General features: G+C 70.4%; 14 protein-coding genes. 3 read left to right on the top strand and 11 right to left on the bottom strand.

The features are described 5' to 3' along the window. From ACLFOB_RS10750 to ACLFOB_RS10760, 3 genes are all read right to left on the bottom strand, one after another. Positions 1–2,341 (bottom strand): DNA translocase FtsK 4TM domain-containing protein (locus tag ACLFOB_RS10750; RefSeq protein ID WP_410926066.1); only part of this gene is annotated, 2,341 nt, incomplete at its 3' end. A 13-nt stretch (positions 2,342–2,354) separates the two neighbouring features. Further along, on the bottom strand, positions 2,355–3,536 hold the full coding sequence (locus tag ACLFOB_RS10755; RefSeq protein ID WP_410926067.1) for an aminotransferase class I/II-fold pyridoxal phosphate-dependent enzyme: 1,182 nt from the start codon (positions 3,534–3,536) through the stop codon (positions 2,355–2,357). A gap of 133 nt (positions 3,537–3,669) precedes the next feature. Next, complete coding sequence (locus ACLFOB_RS10760) at positions 3,670–4,998, bottom strand: amidase (RefSeq protein WP_410926068.1); 1,329 nt, start codon at positions 4,996–4,998, stop codon at positions 3,670–3,672. An 82-nt stretch (positions 4,999–5,080) separates the two neighbouring features. Between ACLFOB_RS10760 and ACLFOB_RS10765 the strand changes: the two genes are divergently transcribed. Continuing rightward, the gene (locus tag ACLFOB_RS10765) at positions 5,081–6,295 is read left to right on the top strand and encodes a UbiH/UbiF/VisC/COQ6 family ubiquinone biosynthesis hydroxylase (RefSeq protein WP_410926069.1); all 1,215 of its coding nucleotides are present in this window, start codon (positions 5,081–5,083) and stop codon (positions 6,293–6,295) included. Positions 6,296–6,358: 63 nt separating this feature from the next. Here the strand turns inward: ACLFOB_RS10765 and ACLFOB_RS10770 are convergent, their stop codons facing one another. From ACLFOB_RS10770 to ACLFOB_RS10800, 7 genes are all read right to left on the bottom strand, one after another. Then, entirely contained in the window at positions 6,359–6,559 is a 201-nt protein-coding gene (locus ACLFOB_RS10770) for a Trm112 family protein (protein WP_410926070.1), read from the bottom strand. An 8-nt stretch (positions 6,560–6,567) separates the two neighbouring features. After that, positions 6,568–7,218, bottom strand: a complete 651-nt coding sequence (locus tag ACLFOB_RS10775) for an LON peptidase substrate-binding domain-containing protein (protein WP_410916377.1) — start codon at positions 7,216–7,218, stop codon at positions 6,568–6,570. Positions 7,219–7,245: 27 nt separating this feature from the next. Further along, on the bottom strand, positions 7,246–8,163 hold the full coding sequence (gene trxA / locus ACLFOB_RS10780) for a thioredoxin (RefSeq protein WP_410916371.1): 918 nt from the start codon (positions 8,161–8,163) through the stop codon (positions 7,246–7,248). 557 nt (positions 8,164–8,720) lie between these two features. Then, positions 8,721–9,353: a maleylacetoacetate isomerase gene (gene maiA, locus ACLFOB_RS10785; RefSeq protein WP_410926071.1), complete on the bottom strand. Its 633-nt coding sequence runs from the start codon at positions 9,351–9,353 to the stop codon at positions 8,721–8,723. A 13-nt stretch (positions 9,354–9,366) separates the two neighbouring features. Next, the gene (locus ACLFOB_RS10790; protein WP_410916369.1) at positions 9,367–9,909 is read right to left on the bottom strand and encodes a VOC family protein; all 543 of its coding nucleotides are present in this window, start codon (positions 9,907–9,909) and stop codon (positions 9,367–9,369) included. Then, a complete protein-coding gene (locus ACLFOB_RS10795; RefSeq protein WP_410926072.1) occupies positions 9,906–10,112 on the bottom strand; it encodes a DUF2783 domain-containing protein in 207 nt (68 codons plus the stop codon). Before ACLFOB_RS10795 ends, ACLFOB_RS10790 begins: the two co-directional genes overlap by 4 nt. A 5-nt stretch (positions 10,113–10,117) precedes the next feature. Next, entirely contained in the window at positions 10,118–11,731 is a 1,614-nt protein-coding gene (locus ACLFOB_RS10800) for an FAD-dependent oxidoreductase (RefSeq protein ID WP_410926073.1), read from the bottom strand. Positions 11,732–11,824: 93 nt separating this feature from the next. Here ACLFOB_RS10800 and ACLFOB_RS10805 point away from each other — a divergent pair, with 93 nt between their 5' ends. Both ACLFOB_RS10805 and ACLFOB_RS10810 read left to right on the top strand, forming a co-directional pair. Next, positions 11,825–12,412, top strand: coding sequence for a DUF308 domain-containing protein (locus ACLFOB_RS10805; protein ID WP_410916366.1), 588 nt, complete (start codon positions 11,825–11,827; stop codon positions 12,410–12,412). 54 nt (positions 12,413–12,466) lie between these two features. Further along, positions 12,467–13,021, top strand: a complete 555-nt coding sequence (locus ACLFOB_RS10810) for an HdeD family acid-resistance protein (protein ID WP_410916364.1) — start codon at positions 12,467–12,469, stop codon at positions 13,019–13,021. Positions 13,022–13,034: 13 nt separating this feature from the next. Here ACLFOB_RS10810 and ACLFOB_RS10815 read toward each other — a convergent pair whose 3' ends face one another. Continuing rightward, complete coding sequence (locus ACLFOB_RS10815) at positions 13,035–13,235, bottom strand: hypothetical protein (protein WP_410926074.1); 201 nt, start codon at positions 13,233–13,235, stop codon at positions 13,035–13,037. Between the last annotated feature and the right edge of the window lie 148 nt (positions 13,236–13,383).

Consider the following 13,383-nt stretch of genomic DNA (forward strand, 5'->3'; position numbering starts at 1 on the left):
GCGCCAGCCGCTGGATGCAGGCCTCGATCTCCTTGCCCGCGACCATCATCAGGTCCGCCATCTCGTCCACGACGACGACGATGAAGGGCATCTTCTGCGGCTCGAATTCCTCGGTCTCGAACACCGGCTCGCCGGTCTCGTCGTCGAAGCCGGTCTGCACGGTGCGGCGGAAGAGTTCGCCCTTCTTCTGCGCGTCCTCGACCCGGCTGTTGTAGCCGTCGATGTTGCGCACGCCCATCTTGGACATCTTGCGGTAGCGTTCCTCCATCTCGCCCACGACCCACTTGAGCGCGACGACCGCCTTCTTGGGGTCGGTCACGACCGGAGAGAGCAGATGCGGGATGCCGTCGTAGACGCTGAGTTCCAGCATCTTGGGGTCGATCATGATGAGGCGGCACTCGTCCGGCGTGAGCTTGTAGAGCAGCGACAGGATGAAGGTGTTGATCGCCACCGACTTGCCCGAGCCGGTGGTGCCCGCGATCAGCAGGTGCGGCATCTTGGCAAGGTTGGCGACGATCGGCGCCCCGCCGATCTCCTTGCCCAGAGCCAGCGGCAGCTTCTGCGTGCCGTCGCCGAAGTCGCGGCTGCCCAGGATCTCGCGCAGCAGCACCATCTCCCGCTTCTCGTTGGGCAGTTCGATTCCGATGACCGAGCGGCCCGGCACGGTCGAGACGCGCGCCGAAAGCGCGGACATCGAGCGCGCGATGTCGTCGGCAAGGCCGATCACGCGGCTGGCCTTCAGCCCCGGCGCGGGCTCCAGCTCGTACATCGTGACCACGGGGCCGGGGCGGACGCTGACGATGTCGCCCTTCACGCCGTAGTCCTCCAGCACGCTTTCCAGCATCCGGGCGTTCTGCGCCAGCGCCTCTTCGCTGAGGTGGTGGCGCTCGATCGACTGCGGATTGCGCAGCAGCGCGAGCGGCGGCAGTTCGTAACCCTCGCCCTCGGGCTCGGCGAAGCGCAGTTTGGGCTGCGCCTCGGCCAGTGCGCGGCGCGAGGGGGCGGGCGCCCTGCGCGGCGCGGTCTCGACCCTGGCGCGCGGCGGCTCGGCCACGGGCAGGCGCGGGCGCGGCGCGGGTTGCGGCGCAAGCTCTGCCTGCGCTTCCGCGTCGCGCCATGCGGCGGCGGCGTCCCATTCCGTGTCATCGAGCAGCGCATCACCCTCCGGTTCCGCCCCCGGTGCCGTGACTCGGGCAGCAGTCAGCGGGGGCTCTGCCACGAGGGCCGGTGCGCCCGCGCCGGTGAGCGGCGGTTCGCGCCGCGGGCGCGAGGTGTCCAGCACCAGCGGATCGGGGCCGCGCCCGCGGCCACGGGTGAGCGGTACCGCCTCGCGCGGGGCGTTGGGCAGGGGGCCTTTCATGACGCGGGCGCGGATGGCGTCGGCAATGCGGGCGCGGATGTGGTCCTCACCGGCCAGTTCAGCGTCGCCGGCGACCTCTTCGGCCTCGGGCAGTTCCGGCTCCGGCAGGGGCTCGGGGCGGCGCACCAGCGCGGGCATCCGGGAGAGCAGGCCGCCGGCGCGTGCGGGCTGCACCGCCTCCGTTTCGTCGCTGTCCTCGGCGATCCGCCGCGCAGGACGGACGAGCGCTGCCGCGCGCGCCTCTTCTTCCGCTTCGGCGCGGGCCTGCGCTCGGGCCTCTGCCCGCGCGGCGAGGCCGTCGCGCGCCGCTTGCGCCGTGGCCGCAGCGCCCTGGGCCACACGGCCCAGAACCGCGACCGTGCCGGCGTAGAGCATCACCACGCCCAGCAGCAGGAAGCGCGCGATACGGCGCAACTCGTCACGCGAAAAGCCCAGCACGAAGGCGCCCATCGCGACCAGTGCCAACGCCATGAGGGCAGAGACCGTTCGCAGGCCCAGCCCCGGACCCACCGGCACCGCAGTGAGCATCGCCGCCACCGCCGTGTCGCCGAAGAAGCCGCCAAGGCCGAAGGGATGCGCCCAGCCCGCGCCCGGCACCAGCGTCGCCGCATAGACCGACAGCGCCGCGATCCAGATCGGCGCGAAGACCACGCGGCCCAGCGCCCGCTCCTCACCGCGGTGCAGGAAGAGCCGCAGGCCCCAGCCGAGGAAGGCGGCGGCGAAGCCCCAGGCGCCCAGCCCGACGACGAGGATCAGCGGCGCGGCCACGGTCGCGCCGGTGCGGCCCAGCCAGTTCCGCACCGGCCCGTCGGTCGCGGCCATCCAGCTGGGATCGTCGGGATGGTAGGAGGCCAGCAGGGCGGCCATGGCCGCGCCGAGCGCGATCAGCGCGAGCCCGACAAGCTCCTTGCCGCGCTTTTCCAGCGCATCCGCCGTTTCGCTGTCAAGGAGCGGGTCGCGCCCGCGGGCCTGATACGCCATGGTCTCCCTCTCTTCACTTGTCGTCCAGCACGCGGCGGATCGCCTCCAACCCGCGCAGCACCTCGTCCTCGGGGGCGACCAGCGCGACCCGGATGTAGGGCGCGCCGGGGTTCCCCGATCCCGCGTCCTGCGCCAGATAGGCGCCGGGCAGGACCCGTACGCCCGCCTCGCGCCAGAGCTTCAGCGCCGCCAGCTCGCCGTCGCCCACCTCGAGCCACAGGAAGAAGCCCGCCTCCGGCGACATGTAGCCGGGCAGGTCGCCCAGCACCTCGTCGGCCAGCGCATACTTGCGGCGGTAGAGCCGGCGGTTTTCCTCGACATGCTCGTCGTCGGCCCAGAGCCGGGCCGAGGCGCGCTGCAGCGGCAGCGGCAGGGGCGCGCCCGAGTAGGCGCGCAACTGCTTGATCAGCTTCAGGCTTTCCGGCCCGCCCGCCACGAAGCCAGAGCGCAGGCCCGGCACGCTCGACCGCTTCGACAGCGAATGGAAGACGACGACGCGCTCGGGGTCCGCGCCGCTGGCCGCGGCGATCTCCAGCGCGCCGGTGGGCGGCGTCTCGCGGTAGAGCTCGGCGTAGCATTCGTCGGCGAAGATCCTGAAATCATGCGTCTCGGCCAGCCCGATCAGCCGGTCCCAATAGACGGCGTCGGCCACGGCGCCCTGCGGATTGGCCGGCGAGCAGATGTAGACCGCGGCGGTGCGCGCCAGAAGCTCCTCGGGGAGCGCCGCGAAATCCGGCAGGAAGCCCGTCTCGCGCGTGGCGGGGACAAAGACCGCCTCTGCCCCGATCGAGCGGGCCGCGACCATGTAGACCTGGTAGAAGGGATTGGGCATCAGCACCGCGGCGCGCTGCCCGGCCTTCTGCGATGGCAGAAGCGCCATGGCGGCGTTGTAGAGCCCCTCACGCGTGCCGTTCAGCGCCATGACCTGCGTGTCGGGGTCGACCGTGACCCCGTAGCGGCGGCCAAGGTAGTCCGCGCAGGCCCGCCGCAGTTCGGGCGTGCCGTCGTTGGGCGGGTAGCGGCCGAACTCGGCGGCATGGGCCGCGATCTCTTCGGCCGCCCAGTCGGGGAAGGGATGCTGCGGCTCGCCCAGCGCCATCTGTACGACCTCGCCGCCCGGCGCATGCGCGTCGAGAAGCGCCCGCAGACGCGGGAACGCATAGGCCGGTAGGGTGCCGAACCGCTCGGGAAACATTGCCTGCACTGCCTCTGGGCCGGGGTCGTTGCGCCCCGCTTGCATCCGAAGATACTGCCTTGCCGCGGCCCCGTCCAGAAAAAGACCGGAATGCCACGGGGTTGTGGCGGGCGCGCCATAGCGCCCCGTGGGCTCAGTCCAGCGCCGCCTCCGTCGCCGCGCCAAGGCGCAGCAGCGCGGCCTCGCCCATCGGCCGGCCCAGCATCTGCAGCCCGGTGGAGGGCACGCCCGTGGGCAGGGTGAGCGCCGGCAGACCCATCAGGTTGCCGATTCGCGTGTTGCGCAGGGTCAGCAGGTTTTCCGTCTTGTAATAGTCGCCCTCGGCGCGCAGCCGGTCGAGCTTGGGCGGCAGGTTGGCGACCGTGGGGCAGATCACGGCATCGAAACCGGCGGTGGCCCCGGCCCAGGCGCGGCGCGCGGCCATCATCCGTTCCCACGCGGCGAGGTAGTCGGCGGCCAGCGTCCTGGCCCCGCCGCGGAACCGTTCGAGAATCTCGGGGAACATCGCGTCCGGGGTCGCCTCGATCACCTCGCGCCAGGCGGCATAGGCTTCGGAGGTGTAGAGCAGGGCGGAATCGCCCATCGGGCCGGCCAGTTCGGGCACCTCGATCGGCACCACCTCTGCCCCTGCCGCGGTCAGCCGGGCCACCGCGTGTTCGTAGCCCTCGCGCGGGCCGTCGCGCAGGTCGTCGAAGGCGATGGTGCGAATCTCGGCCAGCCGCGCGCCGGCCAGCCGCGCGCCGCGCAGGTCCGGCGCGGGCCGCCCCTCGAGCACCGCCAGCATCAGCGCCGCGTCCTCGACCGTGCGGGCGAGCGGCCCCACCGTGTCGAACCGCGCGGCCAGCGGCACCACGCCGGCCAGCGGCACGCGCCCGGCAGTGGTCTTGAGCCCCACAAGGTCGTTCCAGGCCGCAGGCACCCGGACCGAGCCGCCGGTGTCCGAGCCCACGGCCGCCGCCGCCAGCCCGAAGGCCACGCTCGCCGCCGCGCCCGAGGAGGAGCCGCCGGAAACCGCGCCGGCATCGTTGACCGAAGGGGGCGTCGCCGTGATCGGGTTGTAGCCCAGGCCCGAGAAGGCCAGTTCCGACAGATGAGTCTTGCCCAGGCAGACGAGGCCGGCCAGCGTGGCGTTGCGCAGCACCTCTGCATCGCGGGCCGGCACCCGGCCCCGCAGCAGCGCGCTGCCCGCCTCGGTCGCGGTCCCGGCGGTGTCGAACAGGTCCTTCCAGCTGACCGGCACGCCGTCGAGCGGAGAGCGCCGAAGGCCCAGCCGTGCGCGTTCAGCGGCGGCCCGGGCTTCGGCGCGGGCACGCTCGGGCGTCAGCCGCGCATAGATCCGGTCGCGCAGCGGGTGGGCCTGCGCCGCGTCAAGGAACGCCTCGGTCAGCGCCACAGGGTCGATCCGCCCCTCGCCGATGCCGCGCCCCAGCGCCGCGGCGCCCATCCGAAGCCAGTCCTGCATCGTGCCCTCCGTCAAGTCGCGCGGACGGTAGCGGCGCCGCGGCGCATGGACAATCCCGCGCCGCCGCACATATGGAAGCGGCATGATGCATGATGCCGATATCCTGATCGCGGGCGGCGGCCTGAGCGGCACCGCGCTGGCCCTTGCCCTGGCCCGCGCCGGCCGCCGCGTGGCGCTGATCGACCCGGCCGCCGTGGAAACCCGCGCGGCAGAGGGGTTCGACGGCCGCTCCTACGCGCTGGCGCTGGGCTCCGTGCGGATGCTGCGCGCGCTGGGGCTGGGCGGTCCGCTGGCGGAACAGGGCCAGCCGATCCTGGAGATCAAGGTCAGCGACGGGCGCGCGGGCGAGGGGCCCTCGCCCCTCTGGCTGCACTTCGACCACGCCGAGATCGAGGAAGGCCCGATGGGCCACATGATCGAGGATCGCTTCCTGCGCCGCGCGCTGCTTGAGGCGGTCGCGGCCGACGCGCGCATCGACCATGTCGCGGGCGCGCGGGTCGTGGGGCAGCATCCCGGCGCGGGGCACGTCACCGTCACGCTGGACGACGGGCGGCAGCTTTCGGGAGCGCTGCTGGTGGGCTGCGACGGGGTGCAAAGCGGCACGGCGCGGCGGGCGGGCATCCGCCGCACCGGCTGGCGCTACGGGCAGACCGCGCTGGTCTGCGCGCTGCAGCACGAAAGGCCGCACCACGGCATCGCGCATCAGTTCTTCATGCCCGAGGGGCCGCTGGCGATCCTGCCGCTGCCGGGCAACCGCGCCTCCATCGTCTGGACCGAGCGCGACGCGCGCGCCCGGGCGATCCAGGCGCTGGACGACGATGGGTATCTGGCGGCGCTGCGCCCGCGTTTCGGCGATTTCCTGGGGCAGATTGCGCTGGCCGGCGCGCGCTACACCTATCCTCTCGAACTGAGCCTCGCGCAGGATTTCGCGGCTGATCGCGTTGCGCTGGTGGGTGACGCGGCGCACCGGGTGCATCCGATCGCGGGGCAGGGTCTGAACGCGGGGCTCAGGGACGTGGCTGCGCTGGCGCAGGTCGTGGACGAGGCCGCGCGGCGCGGAGAGGATATTGGCGCTGCCGACGTTCTGGCACGCTACGCGCGCTGGCGGCGGTTCGATACTGCCGCACTGGCGGTGGCGACGGACGGCTTCAACCGCCTGTTCTCGAACGACAACCCGCTGCTGCGTTTCGGCCGGGACCTGGGCCTTGGCGCTGTCGCCCACCTGCCGCGCCTGCGGCGCAGCTTCATCCGCGAGGCTGCAGGGCTGACCGGAGACTTGCCGGCGCTGATGCGGTGAACCGAGCGGCGCGGGCGCGCCCTGTCTTGGCGTGGCGACGGCCGAACACGGTCTGCCAGCCTGTCAGTCGATCCGCCGCGCCTCATCCTCCAGCATCACCGGGATACCGTCGCGGATCGGGTAGGCAAGACCGGCAGCGTGCGACACAAGTTCCTGCCGCGCGGAATCGAAGCGCAGCGTGGCCTGGGTCCGCGGGCAGACCAGCGCCTCGAGCATCCGGCGGTCGAAGCCGTGCGCGGCGCGCACGGGTGTCCCGGGTTCCATCCGCTCGTTCACTGCAGCGCCCCGCCAGTTCCGTGTTCGCCGCCGCGCAGAGTGAACTCGATCAAGGTGACCAGCGTCTCGCGCCGCGTCGAGAGGCTGGGCGCTTCGAGCAGCGCCTGCTTGTCCTCCGGCGCGAAGTCCAGCAGCATCGAGAGCGAATTGACCAGCAGTTCGTCCTCGGCCTGTTTCAGCGAATCCCAGTCCGTGGACAGGTTGCGTGCGTCGAAATAGCGCCCCAGCAGGCCGAGGAACCGCTCGCGGTCGAAATTGGGGTCGCTGTCGCTGCTGCGCAGATCCTGCTCGAAGCCGTCCCAGGACACCTTCGCGCGGCGGTAGGGGGTGAAGCCCTCCACCTCCTCGCTCACGCGGAAGCGTGAGATGCCGGTCAACGTGATCATGTAGCGCCCGTCCTCCGTCTCGGAGAACTGGGTGAGCCGGCCGGCGCAGCCGATGCGCTGCAGATCGGGCCGGTCGCTTCCCGGCCGCGGACAGGGCTGGACCATGCCGATCAGCCGCTCGCGCGTCTTCATGCAGTCTTCGAGCATGGCGAGATAGCGCGGCTCGAAGATGTGCAGTGGCAGCCGCGCCCGGGGCAGCAGCAGTGCCCCGGGGAGCGGGAAGACCGGAATCACGTCCGGCAGATCGGCAGCCTTCAACATATACATCAGGTAGCCCGCCCCCCCCGGTCAGGCAAATATCATGGAGCTGAGTTTGCGCCGGCCGTTCAGCACCACCGGATCGTTCGGTTTCAGCGCGTCGAAGATGGTGAAAAGCTGCTGCTTGGCGGCGCCGCCGTTCCACTCGCGGTCGCGGCGGAAGAGCTCCAGAAGCTCGTCCACGGCGCCGTCCGCGTCGCCCTGCGCGTAAAGCGCCTGCGCCAGATCGTAGCGCGCCTGATGATCGTTCGGGTCGGCCTCGACCTTGCCGCGCAGCTCCGCCACCGGGCCCGCACCCTCGGCCTGCCGCGCGAGCGCGAGCTGTGCCGCCGCCGCCTCCAGCTCGTGCGACTTCGAGATTTCCGCCGGCGCGCCGTTCAGGATCGCTTCGGCCTGGTCCAGATCGCCCATCGCGATATGTGCGCGCACGAGACCGCTGTAGGCCGCCGCGTTGCGCTCGTCCTCGCCCAGGATCGCGGCGAAGGTCTGCGCCGCGTCGGCTGCCGCGCCCTCGGCCAGCATCGCCTCCGCGGCCTCGACCGCCTCGTCCAGCCCGCCCGAGGCGTCGCCGCCCGCGGCCTTGACCACGCGGTCGATGAAGTCCTTCAGCTGCGAGGCGGGAAGCGCGCCCTGAAAGCCGTCGACCGGCTGCCCCTGCCAGAAGGCATAGACCGTCGGGATCGACTGGATGCGCAGCTGCTGCGCGATCATCTGGTTCTCGTCGACGTTCACCTTCACCATCCTCACCGCGCCGCGCGCGGCGGTCACGGCCGCTTCCAGCGCAGGACCCAACTGCTTGCAGGGCCCGCACCACGGCGCCCAGAAGTCCACGATGACCGGCACCTCTTGCGAGGCATCGATCACGTCCTGCATGAAGCTCGCCTCGGAGCTCTCCTTGATCAGGTCCCCGTCTGGCGCCGCCGGTTTCGCTCCGCCCAGTTCGATCATGCCGTCACCTCAGTTCCATGCGTGTTGCCGCATATATGGACCCGCGCGCCCTGTGTTCCAAGCCTCGGGGGCAGGCACGCATCGCATCGCGTGCCCCGCTGGCTGCACCGGGGTCGGCTCGGCCGGTCGATCCCGGAGGACATGCGCGATGACCGCCGCCCGCCGCAAGTCTTCCGGGCTTTGCGAGTCCCTCGCCTGAGGCTGTTCCCAAGCGGTGGAAAGCGCGCCGGGCCGCCTCTTGCATCGTGCAGGGCGGGTGGCCCGGGACAAGGACCGAAAGGCGGTGTGCAAGGGCGATCTCGCGGCACGGGCGCGTCAGGCGCTCGCGCACCCCGAGGCGGTGCCGGCCGAGGCCGGCGCTGGGCCCGGGCACATCGTGCGCATCGGCACCTGTGTGGTCGATCATTCGCCGCAGAATACGGGCCTCGTGGTGCAGGCTCTCGAGATCGAGGCGACCGCGGCCCTGCCCCGAGCTGCCAAGCCGCGATTTTTCGATCGAAAAATCGCGGCGCCCTGCGATCCCTCCTTCCGAAGATTTTTCGATCGAAAAATCTTCTTCAGGGCGCGTGACGGTCCGGATGGGCCACGGCGAAGGCCGGGTGCTCCGACAGAGCCGCCCGCACCTTCCGGATGCGGGGACAGTCGGAGAAATCCGCCTCCCACCGCTCGGCGTTGTAGATCTGCGGCATCAGGCAGATGTCGGGCAGGGTGATGCGGTCGCCGGTGCAGTAGGGCGTCTGCTCCCACCGCTCCAGCAGCGTCTCGAAGGCGGCGAGGCCCGGCGTGATGAAACGCTGCATCCACTTCTGCCGCGTTGCCTGATCCTCGGTGAGCTTCACCGCATATGAGGCAACCTGAAGGTTGCAGACCGGGTGGATGTCCACCGCGATGGCATGCGCCGCGGCGGTGACGAAGCAGCGCTCGGCGGGATCCTCGGGCAGCAGCCCGAGATTGCGCGTGCGGTCGAGATAGTCGAGGATCGCCAGCGACTGCGTGAAGCGGTGACCGTCGATTTCCAGAACGGGGACAAGCCCTTGCGGGTTGCGCGCAAGGTGTTCGCCGGTCCTGTGCTGCTTGCCGGGCAGGTCGATCGGCACCTGGCGATACTCGATACCCGCAAGGTTGAGCGCGATGCGCAGGCGATAGCTCGCCGAACTCCGGTAATAGTCGTAAAGCACCGTCTCCGTCATCGCGCCGGTCCTCTCAGGCTTGGCCCAGTTCCTTCTGGTGCAGCCACTCGGCGTGCTTCGGCGCCTTCTTCGTGCGGCTCCATTCCTCCAGCATTTCCCATTTCACCCGGTCCAGACGCTCCAGCATCTTCTCCTCCTCCGGGTCGGGACAGGCAAGCTCGACCCGGTGGCCGTTGGGATCGAAGAAGTAGATGGAATGGAAAATGGAGTGATCGGTGACGCCCAGCACCTCGACGCCGTTCGCCTCGAGGTGCTCCTTGAACTGGAGCAACTCGTCGCGGTCCTTCACCTTGAAGGCGATGTGCTGGACCCAGGCGGGCGTGTTCGGGTCGCGCCCCATCTCGGGCCTGGTGGGCAGTTCGAAGAAGGCCAGCACGTTGCCGTCGCCTGCATCCATGAAGATGTGCATGTAGGGATCGGGCTCGTGGGTGGAGGGAACATGGTTCTCGGCGATGGCCAGCACGAAATCCATGTTGAGCATCCGGTTGTACCACTCCACCGTCTCCTTCGCGTCGCGGCAGCGGTAGGCGACGTGGTGGATCTTCTCGATCTTCATTGGAGTTCCTCCTCCTCGAGCGCGGCGGCCTTCAGGGCCTGCCGCAGAATGTCGCGGTCGCCGATCTGGTTGGCCATGATCAGGATCAGGCGGGCGTTGAGCGCGTCGCTTTCCGCCTTCGTCAGCCCGTCGTGGGCCGCCAGCAGGTCGGCATAGAAATCGTCGGGTCGGGCGATGTTGGGTTTCAAGGTCAGCGCGGTCATGGGGCTCACTCCTTGGCGGTGGCGCGGCGGATGGCGGCGCGGACGCGGGCCTCGTCGTAGGCGGGCCAGCGCGCCGCGACGTGCTGGTCGGGGCGGATCAGGTAGACGGCGGATTTTCCCGTGCCGAGATAGCGGTCCGCCAGCGCGCCGGTCGGGTCGTCGGCGGCCGAAAGCGCCACGCGCCGCGCCTCGATCCCGTCCTCGGTCAGGCTCTCCGGTGCGTCCGCGTCGACGGTCAGCAGCGCGAAGCCGCCGCCCAGACGGTCGAGGACATAGCCGTTGCCTGCGGGCGCGTCCGGGCAGGGGGCGCCGGGGCGCGTGCGCGCCGGCCCGCCGGGCAGCGCGTCCGCGCCGTTGAGCGGCGAGCCGTCGTAGACGGAAGGAACCGACAGCCGCCCCGAATTGACCAGAGGGCGCGCGAATTCGTGGTGCTCGCTGAGGTCCAGCACCGCGTCGCGGAAGATGCGGCTGATCTCGGACTTGGGCGTGATGAAATCGGTCGAGCGGCTGGAGTTGAGGATGTTCTCGTCCGCACCAAGGATTCGCTCCGCATCGTAGCTGTCGAGCAGGCGCTCGGGCGCCCGGCCGTCGATCACCAGCTTGAGCTTCCAGATCAGGTTGTCGCTGTCCTGCAGGCCCGAGTTCGCGCCGCGCGCGCCGAAGGGGCTGACCTGATGGGCGGAATCGCCGGCAAAGATCACCCGGTTGTGGCGGAACTTCTCCATCCGCCGGCACTGGAAGGTATAGATCGAGACCCATTCCAGCTCGAATTCCACGTCGTCGCCCAGCATCTGCCTGAGACGCGGGATCACCTTTTCGGGCTTCTTCTCCTCTTCCTTGTCGATGTCCCAGCCCAGCTGCAGGTCAATGCGCCAGACGCCGTCGGGCTGCTTGTGCAGCAGCGCGGACTGCCCCTTGTTGAAGGGCGGGTCGAACCAGAACCACCGCTCGGTCGGGAACTCGGCGTCCATGATGACGTCGGCGATCAGGAAGTTGTCCTCGAAGACGCGGCCGACGAAATCGAGACCCATCATCGACCGGATGGGCGAGCCCGCGCCGTCGCAGGCGATGAGCCACTCGGTCTCGACGGTATAGGGTCCCTCGGGCGTCTGCACGTTCAGCCGCACCCGGTCGCCCATGTCGGCCACGTCCAGCACCTTGTTGCCGCCGCGCAGCTCGATCTCGGCGCCCTCCTGCTGCAACTCGCGGACGCGGGCAACGAGGTAGTCCTCGAAATAATACTGCTGCAGGTTGATGAAGGCCGGGCGGCGGTGGCCCTCTTCGGGAAGGAGGTTGAATTCATAGACCTTCCGGTCGCCGAAGAAGACCTTGCCCAGGTTCCAGACCACGCCCTTGTCCACCATCGGCTGGCCGCAGCCCAGCCGGTCGAGGATTTCCAGCTGGCGCTTGGCGAAACAGATCGCGCGGGAGCCGAAGCTCACCTTGTCGTTGTCGTCCAGCACCACGACCGGCACGCCCTGCTGCGCAAGGTCGATGGCCGCGGCCAACCCCACGGGGCCGGCGCCCACGATCATCACCTTGTGGCGCACCGGGGCGGCCGCGTCCTGATCGGGCGAGCGGGTGTAGGGATAGAGCGGGATCTCGAAGATCTTGTTCATGGCGAAACCTCGGGCTCGGGAACGGGTTGGGAACCTGTGAAAGGGAAGAAGGGCCGCATCGCGGCGCGGCTCCCGCAGCATGACGGAGCAGGCATGAGCGCAACGAATCTCGACCGCCGGCTGGACCATGCCGACTGGCGCCCGGCCGCCGCGCTTGCGGGCGTCCTGCTTGCAGGCGGCATTACGGGCCTCTTGACCGCTGCGGCGAGCATCGGGGTCAGCCTGGCGGTTTGCGGCGCCGCCTTCCTGGCCGCCGGGCTGGGCCATTTTGCGCTATCCTTCGCGGGCGAGAGCGAGCGCGGCGCACGCTGGACCGGCAGGGCGCTGGGCACCATGATGGCCGTGCTGGGCGCGGCGCTGTTTTTCGATCCCTTCGCCGGGCTGGCCCCGTTGCGCGGCTCCGCCGGTTTCGTGCTGACTGTCGTGGGCGTGCTGCGCGTGGCCTTCGGATGGCGCTTGCTGCCCGACGAGGGGCGCGTGCCCGTGCTGGGCGCCGGCGTGCTGTCGATCCTGCTGGGGCTGGTTCTGATGTCCGTGCTGCCGACCGGAGCGCCGCGTGCGCTGGCCGCGTTGCTGGCCGTCGATCTGGCGGTTGCAGGAACGGCCCTGCTGACGGTCGCGCGGCAGGCACGCAGCGCCGCCGCCGGCGCACGGGAAACCGCGCGGCGCGGATCGCGTTGAGGGGGCAGGACACATGGCACGTCCTGCCGGGCGTGCCCACGGAAAGGAACGATCATGACGTCCACGGAATTCGAGCGTGCCGCCCAGGAGATGGATTGGCGCTGGCTGATGGTCTTCGGCGTGATCATGCTGATTGGCGGGCTGCTGGCGCTCGCCAATCCCTTTGCGGCCTCGATCACCGCCGAGATTCTTGCCGCCTCGGCCTTCATCGCTGGCGGCGTGGTGCAAATCTGGATCGCGCTGCGCGGCACGGCGGGCGCCGACAGCGGCACGCGCTGGCTGGCGGGGACGCTGGGCGTGCTCTTCGTGCTGCTGGGCATTGTCCTGCTGGCCAATCCGCTGGCCGGTTTGCTCACGCTGACCATCGCGGTCGGCGCGCTCTTTGCAGGCATGGGCGCGGCGCGAATCGCGCTGGCCATACGCTGGCGGCCGCAGCCCGGCTGGGGCTGGATGGCGGCCTCCGGCGCGCTGTCGCTGATCCTTGCGGCGCTCATCCTGTTTACCTTGCCCGGCTCCGCGCTGGGCATCCTCGGCCTGCTTCTGGGGATCGATCTGACCGTGTCGGGCGCCGTCTCGCTCGCGCTGGCGTGGCGGGCGCGGCCGGGCTGAGGCAGTGGGCGGGTCACCTCCGCCTCCTGCCGCGCAACTGCCACGCGGACCAGATGGCGGTGCCGCCGAAGAAGACGCCGCCAATGCCCACCATCTCGATCCATGCGGGGCTGGGCGGCCGCGTCGAAATGGCTGCCACGATCATCGCGAGCCCCGCCAGCGAGACGATCAGGCGAAACCGCAACTCGCCGCGCGAGGGGCCGTAGCCGCTCACCGAGGCTGCCCTAGGATGGCCTGAGGCGCTTGGGATGGCCTGAGGCGCTGCGGCCCCGGCGCGCGAAGGGGTCCGATATGCGCGCGCCGCCCGCATCAGCCCTGCAGCGCCTCCCACATCTCCTTGTCGCGCTCGGCGGTCCAGATGC

The sequence above is a fragment of the Rhodosalinus sp. genome (assembly GCF_046542825.1).
GTDB lineage: Bacteria > Pseudomonadota > Alphaproteobacteria > Rhodobacterales > Rhodobacteraceae > Rhodosalinus.